Annotated in this window: 24 protein-coding genes, 3 tRNA genes and 1 riboswitch; of the genes, 5 read left to right on the top strand and 22 right to left on the bottom strand. The window is 60.6% G+C overall.

All coding sequences use genetic code 11. The features are described from left to right. Positions 1-7 precede the first annotated feature (7 nt). The 15 genes from nuoK to AC25BC_RS07025 form a co-directional block, all read right to left on the bottom strand. Positions 8-316 (bottom strand): NADH-quinone oxidoreductase subunit NuoK, encoded by a 309-nt coding sequence (gene nuoK / locus AC25BC_RS07095; RefSeq protein WP_003547388.1) that lies wholly within the window; start codon positions 314-316, stop codon positions 8-10. 23 nt (positions 317-339) lie between these two features. Then, positions 340-954 (bottom strand): NADH-quinone oxidoreductase subunit J, encoded by a 615-nt coding sequence (locus AC25BC_RS07090; protein WP_003547387.1) that lies wholly within the window; start codon positions 952-954, stop codon positions 340-342. A 69-nt stretch (positions 955-1,023) separates the two neighbouring features. After that, positions 1,024-1,515: an NADH-quinone oxidoreductase subunit NuoI gene (gene nuoI / locus AC25BC_RS07085; RefSeq protein WP_003547385.1), complete on the bottom strand. Its 492-nt coding sequence runs from the start codon at positions 1,513-1,515 to the stop codon at positions 1,024-1,026. A gap of 40 nt (positions 1,516-1,555) precedes the next feature. Then, a complete protein-coding gene (gene nuoH, locus AC25BC_RS07080) occupies positions 1,556-2,599 on the bottom strand; it encodes an NADH-quinone oxidoreductase subunit NuoH (protein ID WP_128439645.1) in 1,044 nt (347 codons plus the stop codon). Between the two features lie 12 nt (positions 2,600-2,611). Beyond that, entirely contained in the window at positions 2,612-4,693 is a 2,082-nt protein-coding gene (gene nuoG / locus AC25BC_RS07075) for an NADH-quinone oxidoreductase subunit NuoG (protein WP_128439644.1), read from the bottom strand. Positions 4,694-4,911: 218 nt separating this feature from the next. Further along, positions 4,912-5,592, bottom strand: coding sequence for a 5' DNA nuclease (locus AC25BC_RS07070; protein WP_128439643.1), 681 nt, complete (start codon positions 5,590-5,592; stop codon positions 4,912-4,914). A 2-nt stretch (positions 5,593-5,594) separates the two neighbouring features. Beyond that, the gene (nuoF, locus tag AC25BC_RS07065) at positions 5,595-6,899 is read right to left on the bottom strand and encodes an NADH-quinone oxidoreductase subunit NuoF (protein ID WP_003547378.1); all 1,305 of its coding nucleotides are present in this window, start codon (positions 6,897-6,899) and stop codon (positions 5,595-5,597) included. A 10-nt stretch (positions 6,900-6,909) separates the two neighbouring features. Next, positions 6,910-8,076, bottom strand: coding sequence for an NADH-quinone oxidoreductase subunit E (locus AC25BC_RS07060; protein WP_017993620.1), 1,167 nt, complete (start codon positions 8,074-8,076; stop codon positions 6,910-6,912). A 16-nt stretch (positions 8,077-8,092) separates the two neighbouring features. Continuing rightward, positions 8,093-8,365, bottom strand: a complete 273-nt coding sequence (locus AC25BC_RS07055; RefSeq protein WP_012756961.1) for a hypothetical protein — start codon at positions 8,363-8,365, stop codon at positions 8,093-8,095. Next, positions 8,365-9,555 carry an NADH-quinone oxidoreductase subunit D gene (locus AC25BC_RS07050; protein WP_012756960.1) on the bottom strand — a complete coding sequence of 397 codons (1,191 nt, stop codon included), beginning with the start codon at positions 9,553-9,555 and terminating at the stop codon, positions 8,365-8,367. The genes AC25BC_RS07055 and AC25BC_RS07050 overlap by 1 nt, the downstream gene beginning before the upstream one ends. Positions 9,556-9,619: 64 nt before the next feature. Continuing rightward, positions 9,620-10,222 carry an NADH-quinone oxidoreductase subunit C gene (locus AC25BC_RS07045; RefSeq protein ID WP_003558447.1) on the bottom strand — a complete coding sequence of 201 codons (603 nt, stop codon included), beginning with the start codon at positions 10,220-10,222 and terminating at the stop codon, positions 9,620-9,622. Positions 10,223-10,240: 18 nt separating this feature from the next. After that, on the bottom strand, positions 10,241-10,825 hold the full coding sequence (locus AC25BC_RS07040) for a NuoB/complex I 20 kDa subunit family protein (protein ID WP_012756959.1): 585 nt from the start codon (positions 10,823-10,825) through the stop codon (positions 10,241-10,243). Next, on the bottom strand, positions 10,816-11,181 hold the full coding sequence (locus AC25BC_RS07035) for an NADH-quinone oxidoreductase subunit A (RefSeq protein ID WP_010055493.1): 366 nt from the start codon (positions 11,179-11,181) through the stop codon (positions 10,816-10,818). Before AC25BC_RS07035 ends, AC25BC_RS07040 begins: the two co-directional genes overlap by 10 nt. A 246-nt stretch (positions 11,182-11,427) precedes the next feature. Beyond that, positions 11,428-11,504: transfer RNA gene (locus tag AC25BC_RS07030), tRNA-Asp, on the bottom strand. A gap of 84 nt (positions 11,505-11,588) precedes the next feature. Continuing rightward, positions 11,589-11,665 (bottom strand) — tRNA-Asp (locus tag AC25BC_RS07025). A gap of 402 nt (positions 11,666-12,067) precedes the next feature. Between AC25BC_RS07025 and AC25BC_RS07020 the strand changes: the two genes are divergently transcribed. From AC25BC_RS07020 to AC25BC_RS07010, 3 genes are all read left to right on the top strand, one after another. Further along, positions 12,068-12,143: transfer RNA gene (locus AC25BC_RS07020), tRNA-Val, on the top strand. 101 nt (positions 12,144-12,244) lie between these two features. Continuing rightward, positions 12,245-12,643, top strand: a complete 399-nt coding sequence (locus AC25BC_RS07015; RefSeq protein ID WP_012756958.1) for a hypothetical protein — start codon at positions 12,245-12,247, stop codon at positions 12,641-12,643. Positions 12,644-12,960: 317 nt separating this feature from the next. Continuing rightward, entirely contained in the window at positions 12,961-13,173 is a 213-nt protein-coding gene (locus AC25BC_RS07010; RefSeq protein ID WP_012756957.1) for a hypothetical protein, read from the top strand. Positions 13,174-13,284: 111 nt separating this feature from the next. Here the strand turns inward: AC25BC_RS07010 and AC25BC_RS07005 are convergent, their stop codons facing one another. Next, entirely contained in the window at positions 13,285-13,833 is a 549-nt protein-coding gene (locus tag AC25BC_RS07005; protein WP_012756956.1) for a glutathione peroxidase, read from the bottom strand. Between the two features lie 130 nt (positions 13,834-13,963). After that, positions 13,964-14,317 carry a hypothetical protein gene (locus AC25BC_RS07000; RefSeq protein ID WP_017993619.1) on the bottom strand — a complete coding sequence of 118 codons (354 nt, stop codon included), beginning with the start codon at positions 14,315-14,317 and terminating at the stop codon, positions 13,964-13,966. Between the two features lie 168 nt (positions 14,318-14,485). On the opposite strand from AC25BC_RS07000, the gene AC25BC_RS06995 reads away from it, so the two are divergent. Then, positions 14,486-15,091, top strand: a complete 606-nt coding sequence (locus tag AC25BC_RS06995) for a class I SAM-dependent methyltransferase (protein WP_011651366.1) — start codon at positions 14,486-14,488, stop codon at positions 15,089-15,091. A gap of 5 nt (positions 15,092-15,096) precedes the next feature. Here AC25BC_RS06995 and AC25BC_RS06990 read toward each other — a convergent pair whose 3' ends face one another. After that, positions 15,097-15,498 (bottom strand): (R)-mandelonitrile lyase, encoded by a 402-nt coding sequence (locus AC25BC_RS06990; RefSeq protein WP_245459866.1) that lies wholly within the window; start codon positions 15,496-15,498, stop codon positions 15,097-15,099. A 237-nt stretch (positions 15,499-15,735) separates the two neighbouring features. Here AC25BC_RS06990 and AC25BC_RS06985 point away from each other — a divergent pair, with 237 nt between their 5' ends. After that, positions 15,736-16,722, top strand: a complete 987-nt coding sequence (locus AC25BC_RS06985; protein WP_017993617.1) for an aldo/keto reductase — start codon at positions 15,736-15,738, stop codon at positions 16,720-16,722. A gap of 74 nt (positions 16,723-16,796) precedes the next feature. On the opposite strand, the gene AC25BC_RS06980 is transcribed toward AC25BC_RS06985, so the two are convergent. The 4 genes from AC25BC_RS06980 to lon form a co-directional block, all read right to left on the bottom strand. Next, positions 16,797-19,007, bottom strand: coding sequence for an esterase-like activity of phytase family protein (locus AC25BC_RS06980; protein ID WP_206642400.1), 2,211 nt, complete (start codon positions 19,005-19,007; stop codon positions 16,797-16,799). Between the two features lie 73 nt (positions 19,008-19,080). Next, on the bottom strand, positions 19,081-20,001 hold the full coding sequence (gene ribN / locus AC25BC_RS06975; protein ID WP_431674246.1) for a riboflavin transporter RibN: 921 nt from the start codon (positions 19,999-20,001) through the stop codon (positions 19,081-19,083). A gap of 82 nt (positions 20,002-20,083) precedes the next feature. Then, positions 20,084-20,238, bottom strand: a riboswitch (FMN riboswitch). 122 nt (positions 20,239-20,360) lie between these two features. Further along, the gene (gene hupB / locus AC25BC_RS06970) at positions 20,361-20,636 is read right to left on the bottom strand and encodes a DNA-binding protein HupB (RefSeq protein ID WP_003547346.1); all 276 of its coding nucleotides are present in this window, start codon (positions 20,634-20,636) and stop codon (positions 20,361-20,363) included. A gap of 206 nt (positions 20,637-20,842) precedes the next feature. Beyond that, entirely contained in the window at positions 20,843-23,260 is a 2,418-nt protein-coding gene (gene lon / locus AC25BC_RS06965) for an endopeptidase La (RefSeq protein ID WP_012756950.1), read from the bottom strand. Between the last annotated feature and the right edge of the window lie 44 nt (positions 23,261-23,304).

Here is a 23,304-nt window from a genome sequence, read left to right as displayed (position 1 = left end):
GAGCCACTCAGCCCTTCATCATATTGACGTCTTCGACCGCGATCGAGCCGCGGTTGCGGTAGAAGACAACGAGAATTGCAAGACCGATCGCCGCTTCGGCAGCCGCGACCGTCAGGATGAACAGCGCGAAGACCTGGCCGACGATGTCGTTCAGGAAGGAGGAGAAGGCGACCATGTTGATGTTGACGGCGAGCAGGATCAGTTCGATCGACATCAGGATGACGATGACGTTCTTCCGGTTCAGGAAGATGCCGAAGACGCCGAGCGTGAAGAGGATGGCGCTGACCGTCAGGTAGTGGGAAAGTCCGATGACCATGTTCTTTGTTCCTTGACCTGCCTTTAGACGCCCTGCCCGGGCTTGACCGAAACCACCTCGACGGCGGTGGCGGGCGTGCGGGCAACCTGCCTGGGGATATTCTGCCGCTTGATGTTGGTGCGGTGTCTCAACGTCAGCACGATCGCACCGATCATGGCGACCAGAAGCACCAGACCGGCGATCTGGAAGAAATAGACGTAGTTAGTGTAGAGCACGTCGCCGAGGGCGGCCGTATTGGTGCGCTCGCTTAGCGCCGGGATCGGCATGGCGACTGATTTGGCGATCTCAGGCGAGATGACGCTGCCGCCGATGACGACGATCAGCTCGGCTGCGAGGATCACCCCGATCAGCCCGCCGATCGGCGCATATTCGAGAACGCCGGCCCTCAGTTCGGTGAAGTCGATATCGAGCATCATCACCACGAAGAGGAAGAGGACGGCGACGGCGCCGACATAGACGACAAGCAGGATCATCGCCAGGAATTCGGCACCGAGCAGCAGGAAGAGGCCAGCCGCATTGAAGAACACCAGGATCAGGAACAGAACCGAGTGAACCGGGTTCTTCGCCCAGATAACCATGAACGCCGACGCCACCGCGACAAAGGCGAAAAGATAGAAAAATAGAGCCTGCAGACCCATGTTGGTGCCTTTTTCATCTTCCCCGCGACAGGAGCAACTGCGCTCCACCGCGGCATTTCAAAATCTCAATCAGCGGTACGGCGAGTCGATCGCGATGTTGCGAGCGATTTCGCGCTCCCACCGGTCTCCGTTGTCCAGAAGCCGCGCCTTGTCGAAGTAGAGCTCTTCGCGGGTTTCCGTCGCAAATTCGAAATTCGGGCCTTCGACGATCGCGTCGACCGGGCAGGCTTCCTGGCAGAAGCCGCAATAGATGCACTTCACCATGTCGATGTCGTAGCGCACCGTGCGGCGCGTGCCATCATTGCGGCGCGGACCGGCCTCGATGGTGATCGCCTGGGCAGGACAGATCGCCTCGCAGAGCTTGCAGGCGATGCAGCGTTCTTCGCCGTTCGGATAACGGCGCAACGCATGCTCGCCGCGGAAACGCGGGGAAACCGGACCCTTTTCGAAGGGATAGTTGATCGTCGCCTTCTGGCGGAAGAAATAGCGCATCGACAGAAAGAACGCGCCGACGAATTCCTTGAGAAACAGCGAGCTGATGGAGCCGGACAAGCTTGCCATCTTCAACCTCCAATTTTGCCGGAAACGAGAGTGGGCATGATCATGCCCAACCCATCAGTTTCAGCACGAATGCAACGATGACGACCATGGCGAGCGACAGCGGCAGGAATACTTTCCAGCCGAGGCGCATGAGCTGATCGTAGCGGTAGCGCGGAACGAAGGCCTTGACCATCGCGAACATGAAGAACACCAGGCAGGCCTTCAGCGTGAACCAGATGATGCCTGGGACCCAGTTGAGGATCCAGATATCGACCGGAGGCAGCCAGCCGCCGAGGAAGAGGATCGTCGTCAGCGCGCACATCAGGCAGACGGCCGCATATTCGCCGAGCATGAACATCATGTATGGCGAGGAGCCGTATTCGACCATGAAGCCGGCGACGAGTTCCGATTCGGCTTCCGGGAGGTCGAAGGGCGGGCGGTTCGTTTCGGCGAGCGCCGAAATGAAGAAGATGATGAACATCGGGAAGAGCGACAGCCAGTGCCAGTCGAGGAACGACGCCGGCAGGCCGAGCATGGTGCCGAGGCCGGTATGCTGCGCATTGACGATATCGGTCAGGTTCAGCGAGCCGACGCAGAGAAGCACGGTGACGATGACGAAGCCGATCGAGACTTCATAGGACACCATCTGCGCCGCCGAGCGCAGCGCGCCGAGGAACGGATACTTCGAGTTCGAAGCCCAGCCGCCCATGATGATGCCGTAAACCTCGAGCGAGGAGATCGCGAAAATATAGAGGATGCCGACATTGATGTTGGCGATCACCCATCCGTTGGCCAGCGGCACCACCGCCCAGGTCGACAGCGCCAGAAGCACCGTCACCAGCGGGGCAAGCAGGAAGACCGCCTTGTTGGCGCCGGCTGGAATGACCGGCTCCTTGAAGACGAACTTCAAAAGGTCGGCGAAGGACTGGAACAGGCCGAAGGGACCGACGACATTAGGACCGCGGCGCAGTTGCACGGCCGCCCAGATCTTGCGGTCGGCGAGCAGTACATAGGCGATGAAGACGAGCAGGCAGACGAGAAGCAGCAGCGACTGACCGATCATGATGATCGCCGGCCAGACATAGGTCGAAAAGAAAGAATCCATAGTCCCCTGCCCTTACTCTGCCGCGACTTTGAAGTTGTTGCGGGCCAATGCCGAGCACTCCGCCATGACAGCCGAGGCACGCGCTATCGGGTTCGTCAAATAGAAGTCTTTCACCGGCGACGCAAACCCGGATTTGTTCATCTTGCCGGCTTTTTTCGCAACTGCGGCAATTTGGGCGCTATCGGTTTCGGCGATCTCGTCGATGGCGGCGAAATGCGGGAAAGCGGCATAGAGCCGGACACGCAATTCGCTGAGCGAATCGAAGGGAAGCTTCTTGCCGAGCACGTCGGAAAGGGCACGGATGATCGCCCAGTCCTCGCGGGCGTCACCCGGCGCAAAACCTGCGCGATTGCCCATCTGGACGCGGCCTTCGGTGTTGACCCAGGTGCCGGACTTTTCGGTATAGGCTGCGGCCGGCAGGATGACGTCGGCATGGTGCGCGCCGTTGTCGCCATGCGAGCCGATATAGACGGTGAGCTTGGCCTTCTTGGCGGTGAAGTCGAGTTCGTCGGCACCGAGCAGGAAGAGCACGTCCATCGCCGTCAGCATCTCGGCGGCATTGACGCCCTTGGCGCCCGGCACGAAGCCGAGGTCGAGACCGCCGACGCGCGAGGCAGCGGTATGGAGGACGGCAAAGCCGTTCCAGCCTTCGGCGATCGCGCCGACCGAGCCGGCGAGCTTGGCAGCACTGGCGAGAACGCCGGCGCCGTCGGTGCGCGCCAGCGCACCCTGGCCGATGATGATCATCGGCTTGGCGGCATTCTTCAGCACGTCCGCGAAGGCGTGGGTACCGTCGACCAGATCCTTCAGCGTGTCGGGACCGCCGCCGAGGTAATCATAGCTGTAGCGCAGTTCAGCACGCTCGCCGATGACGCCGATCGGGAACTTGCCGCGGCGCCAGCGCTTGCGGATGCGGGCGTTGAGGATGGCTGCCTCGAAGCGCGGATTGGCGCCGATGATCAACAGCGCGTCGGCCTGGTCGATGCCCGAGATCGTCGGGTTGAACAGGTAGCTAGAACGGCCGAGCGACGGATCGAGTGCCGCCCCATCCTGGCGACAGTCGAGATTGACCGACCCCAGCGACTTCACCAGTTCGGAGAGCGCATACATTTCCTCGACGGAAGCGAGGTCGCCTGATATCGCGCCGATCTTGTCGCCCGAGGTGGCGCCGACGGCGGCCTTGATTGCGCCGAAGGCTTCGGCCCAGGTGGCGGGCTGCAGGCGGCCGTCGCGGCGAACATAGGGCCGGTCGAGGCGCTGGGTCTTAAGGCCGTCCCAGATGAAGCGGCTCTTATCGGAGATCCACTCCTCGTTGATCGCTTCATTGACGCGCGGCAGGATGCGCATGACCTCACGGCCGCGAGTGTCGACGCGGATTGCCGAACCGACGGCGTCCATGACGTCGATCGATTCGGTCTTGTTCAATTCCCACGGGCGCGCGGTGAAGGCGAAGGGCTTCGAGGTGAGTGCGCCAACCGGGCAAAGGTCGACGACGTTGCCCTGCAGCTCGGAGGTCATCGCCTGTTCGAGATAGGTGGTGATCTCGGCATCCTCGCCGCGGCCGATCAGGCCGAGTTCGGAAATGCCGGCGACCTCGGTGGTGAAGCGGACGCAGCGCGTGCAGTGGATGCAGCGGTTCATCACCGTCTTGACGAGCGGGCCGATATACTTGTCCTCGACGGCGCGCTTGTCTTCCTGATAGCGCGAGGTGTCTATGCCGAAGGCCATCGCCTGGTCCTGCAGGTCGCATTCGCCGCCCTGGTCGCAGATCGGGCAATCGAGCGGATGGTTGATCAGCAGGAATTCCATCACACCTTCGCGGGCCTTCTTGACCATCGGGGTGTTGGTGAAAACCTCAGGCAGTTCGCCGTTCGGGCCGCCGCGGATGTCGCGCACGCTCATGGCGCAGGAAGCCTGCGGCTTCGGCGGGCCGCCCTTCACCTCGACAAGGCACATGCGGCAATTGCCGGCAACCGACAGGCGCTCATGGAAGCAGAAGCGCGGAACCTCGGCACCGGCATCCTCGCACGCCTGCAATAGCGTGAAATGATCCGGAACTTCGATCTCGTTGCCGTCAATCCTCAGTTTTGCCATCGTCGCTCAGTCCTGTTTCCCGTTTGCCTGATGACGGCAAACAAACCTATTTTTGCAACACTCTCATTGCCAAGCCGGATCTTTCGTCCTGCCGACATCTGATGTCGCCCAAATTCTCTGTCGCGCATTCCAGATCCGGAACCCGCACCGGCATCTTCAGGCCCCCGCCCGTCCGCCGACCTGCCCATCTTTCCGGCCGATCGACACGGCCGGATAGTTCATTTCTTTCTGCGGCTCCGCCCCGCCAGAACTTTCGCCTGGCCGGTCCAGTCGTCACGGCCGATGCGGCCGTTGAAGCCGAGTTCAGCGTCGAACCCGGCGATTTCCTCGTCGGTCCAGGCAGCGATCTCGGCAAAGCTGCGAACGCCCTTGGCGTTCAGCACCTGCTCCAGCTTCGGGCCGATGCCGGCAATCAGCTTGAGATCGTCGGCCTTCCCCCGCGCAACCGGTTTTGCCTTCACCGCCGGCTTTGGCTGGCTGGCCTTCGTTTGGCTGGGTGGGATCGACTCGCTGACCGGCTTGACGACAGTCAATGTCGGCCTTGCCTTCTTGTCGGCCGGCGGCTTGGTGAAAGCCTTGACCTCCGAGCGAATATTCTCCGGCCGGATATCGACATCGGGCTTCAGTTCGTCCGGCGGCGTGTCATCGAGGGCGGCGGCGACCTTGCCGGTCGTTTCCAGGGCGCTCTGCCAGGCACCGAAGAAAGCGCCGGCCATTTGGGTCGAGAAACCAAAGCCGATCGCCGTTGCGGCGGCAAAGGCTGCCGCGGGCTGCGCCATCAGCGGATGCACCGGCATCGCCCGTGCATTTTCCAGCATCTCGGCGGCTAGACGGCCGAAACCGGCCGCGAAATCGGCGACTTCTTCCTTCTTCCCACTCTTGGATGCGTTGTCCGCCATGATTATTCAGCCGCCTCCAGAACCGCACCGTGATCAAGCGCGCTCGCCGTATACTGGTCGATGCGCTTTTCGATCTCGGGACGGAAGTTACGGATCAGACCCTGCACCGGCCATGCCGCGGCATCGCCGAGCGCACAAATGGTGTGGCCTTCGATCTGCTTCGTCACCTGGAACAGCATGTCGATTTCGCGCTTCTGGGCATTGCCCTTGGCCATGCGCTCCATCACACGCCACATCCAGCCCGTGCCTTCGCGGCAGGGCGTGCACTGGCCGCAGCTCTCATGCTTGAAGAAGGCGGAGATACGGGCGATCGCCTTGATGACGTCGGTGGACTTGTCCATGACTATCGCGGCGGCCGTACCGAAGGAAGAGCCGACGCCGCGCAGGCCGTCGAAATCCATCGGGCAATCGATGATGTCCTTGGCCGGAACGATCGGGCAGGATGCCCCGCCTGGAATGACGGCAAGCAGGTTGTCCCAGCCGCCGCGAATGCCGCCGGCATGGCGGTCGACCAGTTCGCGGAAGGTGATGCCCATTTCCTCTTCAACCGTGCACGGCTTGTTGACGTGGCCGGAGAGCATGAACAGCTTGGTGCCGACATTGTTCGGACGGCCGATGGCCGAGAACCAGCCGGCGCCGCGGCGCAGGATGGTCGGCGCAACAGCGATCGATTCGACGTTGTTGACCGTCGTCGGGCAGCCGTAGAGGCCCATATTGGCCGGGAACGGCGGCTTCAGACGCGGCTGGCCCTTCTTGCCTTCAAGGCTTTCGAGCAGCGCGGTTTCCTCGCCGCAAATATAGGCGCCGGCGCCGTGATGGACGAAGATATCCATGTCCCAGCCGAGCTTGTTGTTCTTGCCGAGCAGGCCATAATCATAGCATTCGTCGATCGCCGCCTGCAGCGCTTCGCGCTCGCGGATATATTCGCCGCGCACGTAGATGTAAGCCGCATTGGCGCCCATCGCGAAACTCGCGATGACGCAGCCTTCGATCAGCGTATGCGGATCGTGGCGCATGATGTCGCGGTCTTTGCAGGTGCCAGGCTCGGATTCGTCGGCGTTGACGACGAGATAATGCGGCCGGCCGTCGCTTTCCTTCGGCATGAAGGACCATTTGAGGCCGGTCGGGAAACCGGCGCCACCACGACCGCGAAGGCCTGACGCCTTCATCTCATTGATGATCCAGTCGCGGCCCTTTTCGAGGATCTGCTTGGTGCCGTCCCAGTGGCCGCGACTCATCGCGCCCTTCAGGGATTTGTCCTTGAGGCCGTAGATGTTGGTAAAGATGCGGTCTTTATCTTGTAACATGCTTCACCTCTTACCGCGGCTTCTTGCCGAAGACCTTGATATATTCCGCTTCCCCGCCCTTGGCGAGCGCCTTGGCCTGCTTGACCCAGTCATCGCGTTCGATGCGGCCGCGGAAATTCAAATAGCCATCGACCCATTCGCGTTCGGCCTTCTTCCAGCCTGCGACCTGCGCGAAGGTGAAGATGCCGATTTCGTTCAACGTCGCCTCGATCTTCGGGCCGACACCCGAGATCATCTTCAGATCATCAGGTGCGGCGGGCTTTTCGATGCCGGCCGGCCGATTCTTGTCGGTCAGAGCAGGCTTTTCCGCCGAGGCGGCTTCAGCCTTGACGGCAGCTTTCGGCGCCGGTTCGGCAGCCGCCGTGCCTGATATCGGCTGCTGCTCGGCTGCCTTTGCGTTTTTCGCAGCCGCCTTCGGCGCCGTCGCCGGAGTCTTCAGGGCAGCATTGGTCTCGGCATCGGTGCTCTTCGGGCGGGCGGCCTCGGAGGGAGGAACCGGCGCGGCGTCGACTGGAGCCGATACGGTTTCGGCATCGGCCTTCTTGGCACGCGTCCTTGCCTTCGGCTCTTCCGTCGTCAGCGAGGTCAGGCCGCCTTCGGGCGCCGAAAACACCCGGTCGATCTGGGTGCCGGGCTTGATGCTGGCGCCATTGCCGGCGGCAAAGACGTCGATGATCTCTTCGAGACGCGCGGGCGTCAGGTCTTCATAGGTGTCCTTGCCGATCATCACCATCGGGGCGTTGACGCAGGCCCCGAGACATTCGACCTCTTCCCAGGATAGCGTGCCTTCGGCATTGCGCTCGAAGGCATGGGCATGGATCTTGCTCTTGCAGACCGACATCAGCGCTTCCGAGCCGCGCAGCATGCAGGGCGTCGTACCGCAGACCTGGACATGGGCGCGGGTACCAACCGGATGCAGCTGGAACTGCGTATAGAAGGTCGCGACCTCGAGCACGCGGATATAGGCCATATCAAGCATGTCGGCGATCTTTTCGATCGCCGCGCGCGTGACCCAGCCGTCCTGCTCCTGCGCCCGCATCAACAGCGGAATGACCGCCGATTGCTGGCGGCCGGCGGGGTATTTCTGGATCGTCTTGTCCGCCCAGACCGCATTCTCATCGCTGAAGGCGAATGCGGCAGGCTGAAATTGATCTTCGGCTAATCGACGAACGGACATTCTTTCTCACGCCTTGTCAGTTTAAGGTTCCACACCGCGAAGCGGTCAAAGACTGCATTTCGCAGGCATAGGCCGACTGGTCTTTTTGCATAAACACTACGAATTTGCTGCCGTTCGGAATGGCAGCCTTGATCTGATAGCCCTTGGACAAAAGCTCACCCATGGACGATTGCTGCGCCGGCGGCGTCTCTTCCTTATGGCCGAGCGGCGTGCCGAGGCTATCGGATTCCTGAGCCGAAACCCCGGATGCCGAAAGAAGGATAACGACGGCCAGCGGCAGAAGCTGCATCAGCGATCCACCTCGCCGAAGACGATGTCGAGCGAGCCGAGGACGGCCGCGACGTCGGCAAGCTGGTGGCCGCGGCACATGAAGTCCATCGCCTGCAGATGGGCATAACCGGGCGCGCGGATCTTGCAGCGATAGGGCTTGTTGGTGCCGTCGGAGACGAGATAGACACCGAATTCGCCCTTCGGCGCCTCGACGGCGGCGTAAACCTCGCCGGCCGGCACATGGTAGCCTTCGGTATAGAGCTTGAAGTGGTGGATCAGCGCTTCCATCGAGCGCTTCATCTCGCCGCGCTTCGGCGGCACGACCTTGCCGTCGATCGACGAGAAAGGACCGGTCCTGGCATCCGAGAGCAGGCGGTTGACGCATTGCTTCATGATGCGGACCGATTCGCGCATCTCGATCATGCGGATCAGATAACGGTCGTAGTTGTCGCCATTCTTGCCGATCGGGATATCGAATTCGAGATCGGAATAACATTCATAGGGCTGGGCGCGACGCAGATCCCAGGCCGCACCCGAACCGCGCACCATGACGCCGGAGAAGCCCCAAGCCCAGCATTCCTCCAGCGAGACGACGCCGATATCGACGTTGCGCTGCTTGAAGATGCGGTTGCCGGTCAACAGGTTGTCGATGTCATCGAGCGCCTTCAGGAACGGATCGCACCAGGCGCCGATATCCTGCACGAGCTGTTCGGGCAGATCCTGGTGGACGCCGCCCGGACGGATATAAGCGGCATGCATGCGCGAGCCGCTGGCGCGCTCGTAGAACACCATCAGCTTTTCACGCTCTTCGAAGCCCCAGAGCGGCGGCGTCAGCGCGCCGACGTCCATGGCCTGCGTCGTGACGTTCAGAAGGTGCGACAGGATGCGGCCGATTTCCGAATAGAGAACGCGGATCAGCTGGCCGCGAATCGGGATCTCGATGCCGAGCAGCTTTTCGACGGCCATCGCATAGGCATGTTCCTGGTTCATCGGTGCGACGTAGTCGAGGCGATCGAAATAGGGCACGGCCTGAAGATAGGTCTTGGTCTCGATCAGCTTCTCGGTGCCGCGATGCAAAAGGCCGATATGCGGATCGACACGCTCCACAATTTCGCCGTCAAGCTCCAGGACAAGACGAAGAACGCCGTGCGCCGCCGGATGCTGCGGTCCGAAATTGATATTGAAGTTGCGGACGTTATGTTCTGTCATGGCGATGGGCTCGCGTTCTCAGATAACTAGTGAATGGCGGGCTAAGCCCACCAACCACCTTGAATTATTGCTTCGCTTTTTCGTCGCCCGGCAGCACATACTCCGTGCCTTCCCATGGCGACATAAAGTCGAAGTTGCGGAATTCCTGCTTCAGCTCGACCGGCTCGTAGACGACGCGCTTTGCCGCGTCGTCGTAGCGCACTTCAACGAAGCCGGTGGTCGGGAAATCCTTGCGCAGCGGATGACCTTCGAAGCCGTAGTCGGTCAGGATGCGACGCAGGTCCGGATGGCCGGTGAAGAGCACGCCGTACATGTCCCAGGTCTCGCGCTCGAACCAGTCGGCGCCCGGATAGACGGGGCAGGCCGACGGGACCGGCGTATCTTCATCCGTTGCGACCTTGACGCGGATACGCAGGTTCTTCTTCGGCGACAGCAGGTGGTAGACGACATCGAAACGCAGCTCGCGCTGCGGCCAGTCGACGCCGCAAATATCGATCAGGTTGACGAAACCGCATTTGGCGTCGTCGCGCAGGAAGGTCAGAAGTGCGACCAGGTTTTCACCCGTCGTCGTCAGCGTCAGTTCGCCATACTTCATCTGCGATGCGGCGATCAGGTTGCCGCGCGCTTCGCCAAGGTAGGACGCAAGCTCAGTCAGGGCTTCACTCATATGCCTTGTCCTTAACCCTTAGCGTTCGATCGTGCCGGTACGACGGATCTTCTTCTGCAGCAGAAGCACGCCGTAAAGCAGCGCCTCTGCCGTGGGGGGACAGCCCGGCACGTAGATGTCGATCGGCACGATGCGGTCACAGCCGCGCACCACCGAATAGGAATAGTGATAATAGCCGCCGCCATTGGCGCAGGAGCCCATCGAGATGACATAACGCGGCTCGGGCATCTGGTCGTAGACCTTGCGCAGCGCCGGCGCCATCTTGTTGGTCAGCGTGCCGGCGACGATCATCACGTCGGACTGGCGCGGCGAGGCGCGCGGCGCAAAACCGAAGCGCTCGACGTCATAACGCGGCATGGACAGCTGCATCATTTCGACGGCGCAGCAGGCAAGCCCGAAGGTCATCCACATCAGCGAGCCGGTGCGGGCCCAGTTGATCAGTTCGTCGGTCGAGGTGACGAGAAAACCCTTGTCGGCGAGCTCGTTGTTGATCTCACCGAAAAATGGGTCGTTGCTGCCGACCGGCTTGCCGGTCGAGGGATCGATGATCCCCTTCGGCTGCTGGGCGACGAGCGGCTGATTGCTCACAGGGGCTACTCCCATTCCAGGGCTCCCTTCTTCCATTCATAGATAAAGCCGATGGTCAGCACGAGAAGGAAGACCATCATTGACCAGAAGCCGAACCAGCCGATGGCACCGAAAGACACGGCCCAGGGAAAGAGGAAGGCGACTTCGAGATCGAAGATGATGAAGAGAATCGACACGAGGTAAAAGCGGATGTCGAACTTCATGCGGGCGTCATCGAAAGCGTTGAAGCCGCATTCGTAAGCCGAGAGCTTTTCCGAATCAGGCGCTTTGAAAGCCACGGCGAACGGCGCGATGAGCAGCGCCAGGCCGATGACGAGCGCAATAGCAATGAAGATAGCGATCGGAATATAAGAACTGAGCAGTTCAGTCATCATGTTCATCCCTGCTTGCCGGTGACGCCAGGCGGCGCATTTGGGCAAATGCCCGGCAAGCGAACGTGCGTTGCAACAAGCCGTGGTTAGCGCAGCCGAGGCCCCGGCGCAAGACTTTTACAGAGGCAATTCGACGCGTGTCGCGCGGACATTATCAAGCAGATGCAACGATGTCGCGACAAATCCGTGCAAGCCGTTTGAACCTGCATGCCTGACCATTGGAAACTGCATGGCTTTCGGAAGAAATGGCGCGAGTGACGGGGCTCGAACCCGCGACCTCCGGCGTGACAGGCCGGCACTCTAACCGACTGAGCTACACCCGCGCATTGATCGGCCATTTTGCGGCCGCGAGGATAAAGACAACCGGACAAACGACAAATCGCATTTGCGTTTTACAAGACTTGAAATGGCGCGAGTGACGGGGCTCGAACCCGCGACCTCCGGCGTGACAGGCCGGCACTCTAACCAACTGAGCTACACCCGCAATTCATTTCAAGCAGTCCGGATGCCCTAGCACCCCTCCAAAACGGCTGCCCGTTTCGATGAGCGGCTAACTACGGGGTTCGCCTTTTAGTGTCAAGCAGGTTTGGAGACAAAACCATGACAGTTCGCGAATTGTTTCGGCGGGTTGGGTGCCAGACGAACAAAAGCCGGCACTTCCGTCTTCTGCAGCGATGCTCAGGCGCAGACGCAGCGCCTTCGAAACGAAGATGCTCGCCACCCTCCCCTCACTTTTCCACAGCCGAGCCGAACCTGAGCGGCATTGCAAGACGCGGGACACCACCAAAAAAATCAAAAAATCTTCACAAACACTCTTGCGGTTTTGCCGCGATCCGCATAGATCACGGCCACCAACGCGGCAGGCCGATCCGGCTTCGTTTGCGATGGGCGATTAGCTCAGTTGGTAGAGCGCCTCGTTTACACCGAGGATGTCGGCGGTTCGAGTCCGTCATCGCCCACCATTTCCAAACCTTCTTGCTGCTTGTTCATCAGACTTAGGCTCCCGAATTAGCTCGCTAATCCGGTCACGATCTGCGCAAGGTGTTTCGTCAGGAGACACCTCATGAAAACCGTTGCGATCATCTCTGCGCTGCTTCTCGCCAGCGTGGCTGCGCCACCGTGCATTGCCAGAGAGCCGGCGCTAGAGGTTTTCCTGTCTGCCGCAAACCAGACGATCACGACCTCGGGAGAAACCCCGGCGCGTGAAGCCAGGACCTATCTCCTGAGAATGCCGTCAGATCTGCCGATTAATTTTTCGGTCGATGCCGACAATTCAGCCTGCAGCCTGGAAATCAAGAAAACCAGCCAGCGCGGCGTCTTAAGCACAATCAGCCGATTCCCCGCGTCTTTCAAAGACAGCGGTCAAAGCGGCGATGAATATACGTTTTCGTTTTTCCAAAACCGCGTTTCATTTATGAGCGGCGCCCGATGCGCCTTCTCATTTTCTCTGACGCAGATGTGACATCGTGATCGCTATGCGTCGCCTCCTACGAGGCCTCGCGACAGGGTTGGCTCCCACACGTTCACCTACATCTGCAGAGACTGTCGACCACGAATTCGAGGCAGCGTTCGGCAACACGTTCCAGCGCAGCAAGGCGTCACGCCGGCAAGTTCAGATGCGGCCCGCCGCCTGAAAAGCCAGCGCTCTACCAAAACGGACTACTCCCGGCCGCCGCGCCACCTCCTATTGGGCGAATGGATAGGGGCCGGCAAAAGTGGGAATATTCGCGGCCCGGAAAGTCTCCGCGCTTGAAGGTTCATCACGCCTGGAGGTGTGCCATGAGGACCCTGCGCTCCGCATTGATGCTGTGCATCGCGATTGCCCTTGGCGCGCCAAGCGCCACATACGTCACCCTGCCCGGATATGCATTCAAGACGAATCCGCAATGTCAGCGCCACGAACCAAAGACGAAATTCGACAAGAGGTGTGACTGGCCGAGAGTGGGCTTCAAGGACTTTACGCCCCCGCTTGTGACCGTGCTTGGGATCTGAGGATCTTGGAACGGCGCCGGATGCGCTTTCTCGTTTTCTCCGACTGAGATGTGAGAGCGTGATCGGGGCGATGAGCATCCCGCTGTCCGGTGGGTGCTCATCGCCCTCCATTCATGCCTTCGCGAGTTCTTTATCCACAGCGGAAACCAGCCGCGAATCATCCGCCGTCACATCCGGCGCGAATCGGGCGGCGACTTTGCCGTCGCGGCCGATCAGGAATTTTTCGAAGTTCCAGAGGATGTCTTCCTCATCTCCGCCGGTCAGCCCATGGGATTTCAAGCGTTCGCGCATTGGTCCGTCACCCGTCGTCTTCACGCCCGACTTGGTCAGTTGCCGGTAAAGCGGGTGCTGGGCCTCGCCCTTGACCGAGATCTTCGAGAAGATCGGGAAGGTGACGTCGTAGGTGCTGGTGCAGAAATCGAGGATCTCGGCGTCGGTGCCGGGCTCCTGGCCCTTGAAGTCATTGGCGGGAAAGGCAGCGATGACAAAGCCGCGCTCGCGCTTTTCCCCATAGAGTTTTTCCAACCCCTCATATTGGACGGTCAGCCCACATTTCGAGGCGACATTGACGACCAAGAGCACTCTGCCCTTGTATTCGTTGAGCGCGGTCTCACGACCATCCACAGTCTTGACCGGGATATCCAGCACATTGCCCGTCACGGGAACCTCCAATTTCGTAAGGATATGGTTCGCCAAACTTAGCGATATCGCCGCCGTTGTCATCAGCGGCGGGATCAACTCGGCGTCAACAGAAGACCGGTGCCGTGGCCGGCACCGGATCTGAGCAACATCAAGCGGGGGATGTTTCCTTCACGTCATCGAGCAGGAAGTGCACGACGAGATAATCCGTCTTGTAATGGCGGCCGCTGTCCGACACGGAATCGACGCTGCCGCCGTCCTTCGGGTGCCAGGCGTGGTAATGGGGATTGGTGGTGATCAGCGTGATGGCCTTGCCATCTCTTTCGCCAAGCCGGAAGCGCATTTCGGCGAGCGGCCAGATCCGCTCGTAATCCTGCATGGTGATTCGCGCCTTCAGCGCCTTGCGCTGCAGCGGCGCTTCGCCGGCCTCGGCTGGTGTTTCCAACATCACCTCCTCAGCTCCGCTGATGATGGCGTTGAATTCTTCAGGCCACATGCGTTTCATGAAATCGCTCCTCCCGAGGCTTTTTCGTCAGTTCACAGATGGAACTTAGCGGTTTGTTCGAAAGAAGCAAATTCCTGTCATGCGGTTGTCATCGGTGCCGGCTGCTCCTACCTTCCCGTCAAACCGCATCAGGGCCGCCGTCAGTCGCCCGCAATCCCGAGATCAGAGATGAAGACACGTGAAGAAAGGCAGGCGCTCCGGGCGAGCATGCCGCGCACCCCGCTCAGCGCCCACCACATGGAAAATGCCCGTCTGCTGCCGGATCGCGGCGAGCTGCTCTATCGGATTCCGAACGGCGGCATCGGCGTCGAGGTGGGAGCAGCCTTCGGCGAATATACGGCGGAGATCCTGGAAAAGAACCGCCCGGCGCAACTCTACCTCATCGATCCCTGGTCGATGGATCGCTACAGCTCCGGGCTCGACTCGATCCACACGAATTTCGCGGCCGAGATCGAGGCCGGCCGGCTGCACCTGATGCAAGGGACCTCACTCGAAAAGCTTGCCGAATTCGAGGACGATTTCCTCGACTGGGCCTATATCGATACCGATCATTCCTTCGAGCTCACCTGGCAGGAACTGCTGCTCTGCGAAAAGAAAGTGAAGCGGACGGGGCGCATTGCCGGGCATGATTTCTGCACCGGCAATACGGTCAAGCCGATCGTCTACGGCGTCGTCGAGGCGGTCACCAAGTTCTGCAAGGATTACGGCTGGCAATTCGAGTTCCTGACGGTCGAATCGCACGCGCATTTTTCCTATTGCCTGAAGCGACTCTGATCAGCTCAAATTTTACCGGAATATTGCTCGTCGCTGACCTTTTCCATCCAGTCGACGTGGCTGCCGTCCAGCGCTTCATGGATGGCGATATGCGTCATCGCCGTATCCGGGGCAGCACCGTGCCAGTGTTTTTCGCCCGGCGCGAACCAGACGGTATCGCCGGCGCGGATCTCGCGGATGTCCCCACCCCAACTCTGGGCGAGGCCCTTGCCTGATGTCACGATCAGCGTCTGGCCGAGCGGGTGCGTATGCCAGCCCGTGCGGGCGCCGGGTTCGAAGGTGACGGAGACCGCCCTCGCCCGTGCCGGCGCCGGCGTTTCCATCAGCGGATCCTGGCGAACGGCGCCGGTGAAATAATCGGCCGGTGGCTTCGTCGAGGGGCGAGAGCCGGCGGGTTTGATCTCCATGATCTGTCCTTTTCCATCCATTGCGGTTGAAGCCTTATATCGCGACGTTATTTCATCGAGGCGACCAATCAAAGCCGGATCGACAATTGCCGCAAAGTCACCCGGCTGATAGTGCCATTGTCTTTCATCAGTGCGTCGCATCTTGCTTGAATCATCCGACGCGCTTTGGCTCTTTGTTTTTATGCATGTCGTTGTCCCCACACACTTCCGGGCGACATGCTGTAGGGAGGATTTTTCATGAAACACCATGCTTTTGGCCGCATGCCTTTCACCGTCACCAATGTCGGCTTCGGGGCCTGGCAGATCGGCGGCTCCTGGGGCGATATCAGCGAGGCGGACGGACGCGCGGCGTTGAATGCCGCGCTCGATGCCGGCATGACATTCATCGATACGGCCGATGTCTATGGCGACGGCCGCTCGGAAAAGATCATCGCCGACGTGCTGAAGACGCGTGGCGGTGAACGGCCGATGGTCGCCACCAAGGCCGGCCGCCGCCTCAACCCGCATGTCGCCGAAGGCTACACAAAGGCTAATCTCGAAGGCTTTATCGACCGCAGCCTGACGAATCTTGCCGTCGACAGCCTCGACCTCGTGCAGCTCCACTGCCCGCCGCGCGACGCGCTTTACCGGCCGGAGATCTTCGAGGGCCTGAACGCGCTGCAGAAGGCCGGCAAGATCAAGGGTTACGGCGTCAGCGTCGAAAAAGTCGAAGACGGGCTGAAGGCAATCGAATATCCCGGCGTCGTCAGCATCCAGATCATCTACAACATCTTCCGCCAGCGCCCCGACCATCTGTTCTTCCAGGAAGCACGCCGCAGGAATGTGGCGATCATCGCCCGTGTGCCGCTCGCAAGCGGTCTTCTCTCCGGCAAGATCACCCGGGACACACATTTTGCCAGCGACGACCACCGCAATTTCAACCGCAACGGCGAAGCCTTCGATGTCGGCGAGACCTTTGCCGGCGTTCCCTTCGAGGTCGGCCTGCAGGCGGTGGAAGAGGTGCGCAAGCTGGTGCCCGAGGGCGCGACCATGGCTGCCTTCGCGCTCCGCTGGATCCTGATGAGCGACGCCGTCACCGTCGTCATCCCCGGCGCCCGCAATGCCGAGCAGGCCAAGGCCAACGCGGCCGCCGCCGACCTTGCGCCGCTTTCGGCCGATGTCATGGCCGCAACGCGCGAGATCTACGAGCGGCTGATCGCGCCGCATGTGCATCAGCGCTGGTAGGAATCCAATACTCCGAAACGAAAAAATGGCCGGGTTTTACCCGGCCATTTTCATGTGGTGGAACCGTCAGAAGCTCAGTTCGTGCCGACCAGGTCGACCGGGAAGAACAGGGTCTCGCCGGAGGAGTCGCTGACGCCGTCATTGTCGGTGACCGCGTAGGGCTTGCCCGATGCGTCGAAGGTGAAGCCTTCGAGCTTGTCCAACACATAGCCGTTGGTGGCAGACTTCAGCTCGCCGAGGAAGTCGTGGGCTTCGGTCTTCTTGACGACCGGCAGCTCACCGCCGAGCTTGGCGGGCTTCAGCTCTGATATCGCGACCTTGTAGAGCTTCTTCAGCCTGGCGGCATCGCCGACGAGGTTGTCGCGCTCGATGATGTAGACGCTGTCGCCCTCGGCCGAAATTTCCGACAGACCGACCCAGCCGCTTTCCGTCTTGTCGAGCGGATAGCGAACGGCACCCCATTCCTTCTTCTTCGGATTGTAGGAGACGAGCTTGACGAAGCCCTTCTCGTCGTCGCTCCACTCGCGCTGGACCGCCATCCAAAGCGTGGTGTCGTCGCCGGTGCCGACAATGGCCACGCCTTCGAAGCCGTAGCGGATTTCGTTGGCGACGAGCTCCTTCGGCAGCGCGATCTCGGCCTTGATGTCGCCCTTGGCATTGACGTTGTAGAGGGCGTGCGGGACGAGACGCTCGCTGTAGCCTTCCGAGGCGAGCCAGAAGGAGCCATCGGCGGCAGCCGCGATGCCTTCGATGTCGAGCTTCTGAGCCGGGGCACCGTCACGCTTGACGACGAGGGCGTCGGTGATGACGGCCGGCTTCTTGCTGGCGTCGATCGTGTAGATCGTCGGCTGCGAGCCCAGAACGCTGTCGCTGACGGCGTAGAGCATGCCTGGCTTGCCCGGAACGGCGGCGAGACCCGAAAGGGCAGCAAAGCCGATCGGATTGCCATCCTTCTCGGCGGAGACGATCTGCGGATAGGCCTTCTCGCCTTCCGAACGCTCGTAGATCATCACATGCGAGCGCGTGCCGCCGTCCTTGCCGAGATCGAGCTCGTTGGCGGTCGCAAGAAGATTGCGGGCGGGAATGGCGATCGCGCCTTCCGGCGAAATGCCTGATGGCAGCAGCTGGACGAGTTCGGGATCGGCGCCGGTATCCTTATAGACGCCGACGACCGAGGCACGTTCGGCGAGCAGGAAGAAATACTTGTCGTCGCCGAACTTGGCGGCTTCGAGGCCTTCCGGCTCGACGCCCTTCGATCCCGAACGGCTTTCCGGATAGTGGCCGATATGGGCGACGGCGCGTTCGAAGGATGCGCCCGATTCGTAGAGAAGCTTGCCCGTCCTGTCGAAAATGGTGAAGCCGCGCGAGCCGCCCTGGTAGTCGCCTTCATTGGCGACGACGAGGCGGTTGTCGTCAAGCCACTTCACGGCATCGGGCTCGCGCGGCACGCCCTTGGCTTCGCCCGAGAATTTCAGGGCGCCGTCACGCTTGGTGTCGATGCCGGTGAGATCGACGCTGCCGGCGGAGAAATGCGTCTTCACTTCAGCCGTGTTGGCGTCGATGATGACGATCTCGTTGTTTTCCTGCAGCGTCAGGGCAATCTCGTTCAGGCTGTTGAAGGCGACGAATTCCGGCTCCGGATCTTCAGGGGCGACGCCGGTAAGCCCGGCCAGCGTCATGTGCTTGATAGTGCCGCAATCGACGGTGCCGTTCTTGACCTGGAAGACGACGAGATCGCCGGCCGGCATCTGCGGGATCTTGCCGTCATTGATGTTTTCGTCGCGTTCATTTTCGATTGCGATGGTGCCTAGCGTCTTGTCCTTGTTGAGGGCGATCGAATCCGGCTGACCACCGAGATCGCAGGTGTTTTCGATCTTCTTGGTCGCCACGTCGACGATCGCGAGACGGCCCGAGGGCTTGGCCTTGCTTTCGGAGGTGTTGACGGCAACCAGTGCCTTGCCGGCGCTCCAGGTGACCGATGTCGGCTCGCCGTCCATCATCAGCGCGCCGCCGGCCTTCGGGGCCTTGGCATCGGTAATGTCGATAAAGCCGATCGCGCCGAGCGGGCTGTCGCTATAGATCAGCGTGTTGCCGTCTTCGGTCGCGGTGATGATCTCGGCGGAGCTCACCGAAAGCTTGTCCTTATCAACAGGCAGGTTCTCTGCGACCGGGAAGGAAGCGATGCGGTTGAAAACCGGCTCGGCCGCGGCCGGAAAGGCGACGGATGCGAGAAGCACGGCAGCGAGCGCTGCCTTGCGCGATGAAATTGTCATGAAATCCCCCATGTGTCGAACATTCGAAACATGAGTTTTCTGCGCGAGCGGCATGACAGAGGCATGACAGATGCGGCATTTTGCGTCAGATCATGTCAGGCTCTGGTTTGCGCTCCCGGCGCATCTCGTTTCGCATGATGAACAGCGAAGCAGACAAGATGAGAGCCGCTCCCAGCCAGAGATAACCCGCCGGCGCATAACCGAAGAACAGCCAACCGGCCAGCACGTTCAACGGCAGCTTCAGATCGTCGAACGGCTGGACATAGGCGGCATCCGCTGCGGCATAGGCTAGCGTCAGGAAATACTGCGCTACCGCGGTCAGCAGCCCCGCCAGCAGGAACAGGGCAAGGGTTGCGCCCGTCGGCACTGCAAAGCCTGCCGCAAGCGCCAGCCCGCCATTTATCGGCGTCAGCAGAACGAGCAGCCAGACGGTGATCGTCTCTGGCCGTTCGATGCCTGTCAGGCTCTTGGTGATCAGCGACGAGGCGCCCCACAGCAGCGCCGAAAGCACAGGCAAGAGAGCCGCCCAGCCAAAACCATCAGACCATGGCTGCAGAATGATCATCGCTCCGGTGAAACCCGCTGCCGTCGCGGCCCAGCGGGCCGGGCCGACGCGCTCCCCGAGGAAAAGCCGGGCGCCCAGAATGATGAAGAAGGGCGAGGTCATCACCAGTGCGATCGCCTGCCAGATCGGCACCGTGGCAAGGCCGGCGACCCAGGCCTCGACGCCGAGCGCGGCAAGCGCGACGCGCGCGAGGTGACGCCAAGGATAGTGCGTGCGCATCGCCGCAAGGCCGAGCCTCTTCAGGAACGGCAGCGAAAACAGGAAGGCGAAGCCATATTGCCAGAAGGCTGCGGACGCCGAGGGAAAGGCAAGCTTCATCGTCAGCCATTGGGTGACGACGTTGAGAAGCGAAAAGGCAATGCCGGCAAGGACCATCCAGATGGCACCGACAACGGCGCGGGACGGCTCGACGGCAACAGAAGTCTGATTCATGTCTTTCATCCAAAACAGGGACCAACATAAATCAGGACGCATGAGCCCCGACCAAGCGACACAGGGCAACCCTGCCCTCCGCGTGGCCGACACTCATTCTCTTCCATCCGGACTTTAACCGTCGGCTCCGGAATCACACCGGATCTGCTGACCCCTCCTCCGCATGGGCGCGAAAGAAGGCGCTCGCGGGCTCAGGCCGAAACCCTTACCGCCGGTGGGGAGTTTCACCCCGCCCTGAGAACAGAACTGTCGTAGATCAAAGCCCCCGCGACGGCAAGATCCGCCCAAACAAAAGGGGTCCGGCAAAGCCGAACCCCTCTCAAATCCTACACAACCGGTCTCGTTTCCGGCTGGCGGATAATCTCAGATCAGCCGTTGACGGCGTCCTTCAGGCCCTTGCCGGGCGTGAATTTCGGCACGTTGCGAGCCGGAATGTCGACTTCAGCGCCCGTCGACGGGTTACGGCCCTTCGATGCGGCACGATGAGAAACGGTGAAGCTGCCGAAACCCGCGAGGCGAATGTCGCCCTTGTTCTTGAGTTCAGCCTGGACAACGTCGAAAACCGCGTCAACAGCGGAAGCCGCGTCAGACTTCGTCAGTCCTGCCTTTTCGGCTACTGCGGACACGAGTTCATTCTTGTTCATGTTTCCACCCCTTTCTAAATGGTATGAAACGACTCAAAAGTAAGCTAGGCGCAGAATAGGTTTCATCAGGCCCGCCGAAAACCCAAAAGCCCTGCAAATCAAGGAAAAGCAAGCGTCTACATGACGTTTTCACAAAAAAGGCTGGCGTTTCCGCCAGCCTTTTTCCGTGTTTTGGGCCAATTGGGCATAAATGTGGCAAAGGCCACTCAATGCGCTATGGTTGCGCCTGTCTCATCGAGGCCTTCGACCGATGTGATGACCGGCGTTTCCACCGTGCCATCCCATTCGATTGGCTCCGGCCGCCGGATCAGCGCGTGCTTGATCACCTCGCCCATGCGGGATACCGGGATGATCTCCATGTTGTTCTTCACGTTGTCAGGAATCTCCGCCAGGTCCTTGGCGTTTTCCTCCGGAATCAGCACCTTCTTGATGCCGCCGCGAAGCGCTGCGAGCAGCTTTTCCTTGAGACCGCCGATCGGCAGCACACGGCCACGAAGCGTGATTTCACCGGTCATGGCCACATGCCTGTCCACGGGGATGCCGGTCATGATCGAGACGATCGCGGTTGCCATGGCGACACCAGCCGAGGGACCATCCTTCGGGGTTGCGCCTTCCGGCACGTGCACGTGGATGTCGCTCTTGTCGAAGCGCGGCGGCTCGATGCCGAAATCGACAGCGCGCGAGCGGACATAGGAGGCCGCTGCCGAGATCGATTCCTTCATGACTTCCTTCAGATTGCCGGTGACCGTCATGCGGCCCTTGCCCGGCATCATCACACCTTCGATGGTCAGCAGCTCGCCGCCGACTTCCGTCCAGGCAAGACCGGTCACGACGCCAACCTGATCCTCGCCCTCTGCTTCGCCATGGCGGAAGCGCGGGACGCCCAGATAGTCGGAGATGTTGGCAGCCGTCACGTGAACGGCCTTCGTCTTGCCCTTGATGATCTCGGTGACCGCCTTGCGGGCGAGTTTCATCAGCTCGCGCTCGAAGTTGCGGACGCCGGCTTCGCGGGTGTAATGCTGGCTGATCGACATCAGGGCGTCGTCACTGACCGAGAATTCTTCCGGCTGCAACGCATGTTCCTTGATGGCCTTCGGCAACAGGTGCCGCTTGGCGATTTCGCGCTTTTCATCCTCTGTGTAGCCGGCGATACGGATGATCTCCATGCGGTCCATCAGAGGCGCTGGAATGTTCAGCGTATTCGCCGTCGTGATGAACATCACATCCGACAGGTCGTATTCGACTTCCAGATAGTGATCCATGAAGGTCATGTTCTGCGCCGGATCGAGCACTTCGAGCAGAGCCGAAGACGGATCGCCGCGATAGTCCTGGCCGAGCTTGTCGATTTCGTCGAGCAAGAATAGCGGGTTGGACTTCTTAGCCTTCTTCATCGACTGGATGACCTTGCCGGGCATAGAGCCGATATAGGTGCGGCGGTGACCGCGGATTTCGGCTTCGTCACGAACGCCGCCAAGCGCCATACGCACATACTCACGGCCGGTCGCCTTGGCGATCGACTGGGCGAGCGAGGTCTTGCCGACGCCCGGAGGGCCGACGAGGCAGAGGATCGGGCCCTTGATTTTGGTGGCGCGGGCCTGCACGGCCAGATATTCGACGATGCGCTCCTTGACCTTGTCGAGACCGAAGTGATCGGCTTCGAGGATCTTCTCGGCATTGTTGAGATCGGCCTTGATCTTCGACTTCTTGCCCCAGGGAATGCCGAGCAGCCAGTCCAGATAATTGCGCACCACGGTGGCTTCCGCCGACATCGGGCTCATCTGGCGCAGCTTCTTCAGCTCCGCATCGGCCTTTTCACGGGCTTCCTTGGACAGCTTGGTCTTGGAGATGCGCTCTTCCAGTTCGCTCATCTCGTCGCGACCTTCTTCGCCGTCTCCGAGTTCCTTCTGGATCGCCTTCATCTGTTCATTGAGGTAGTATTCGCGCTGGGTCTTTTCCATCTGGCGCTTGACGCGCGAACGGATGCGCTTTTCGACCTGCAAGACCGAGATCTCGCCTTCCATGAAGCCGAGAGCCTTTTCCAGGCGCTGCTTGACGCTGGTGGTCTCCAGCATCTCCTGCTTCTCGGTGATCTTGATCGACAGATGCGAGGCGACCGTATCGGCGAGCTTGGAATAGTCGTCGATCTGGCTGGCGGCGCCGACCACTTCGGGCGAAATCTTCTTGTTGAGCTTCACATAGCTCTCGAATTCGGAGACGACCGAACGCGACAGGGCTTCCAGTTCGACCGGATCGTCGTGCGGCTCCTCGAGCACATGGCCGAGCGCCTCATAGAAATCCTCGCGGCTGGTATAAGTGTCGATCTCGGCTCGGGCGCGGCCTTCCACCAGAACCTTCACGGTGCCGTCAGGCAGCTTCAAGAGCTGCAGCACGTTGGCCACGGTGCCGACATTGTGGATCGCGGAAGGATCCGGATCGTCGTCGCTGGCATTGATCTGCGTCACCAGCATGATCTGCTTGTCGGAACCCATGACCTCTTCGAGCGCACGGATCGACTTTTCCCGTCCGACGAACAGCGGCACGATCATATGCGGGAAAACCACGATGTCGCGCAGGGGCAGAACAGGGTAGGCAGTGCTGCTCGCTACAGACGTTTTCTTCGTCATTTTATGTCCTTTCCATCGTCCCGTTGCCGGGCTCTCTGCACGGC

This window comes from Rhizobium sp. WSM409 (genome assembly GCF_057653825.1).
This window is presented reverse-complemented; position numbering and strand designations above follow the sequence as displayed.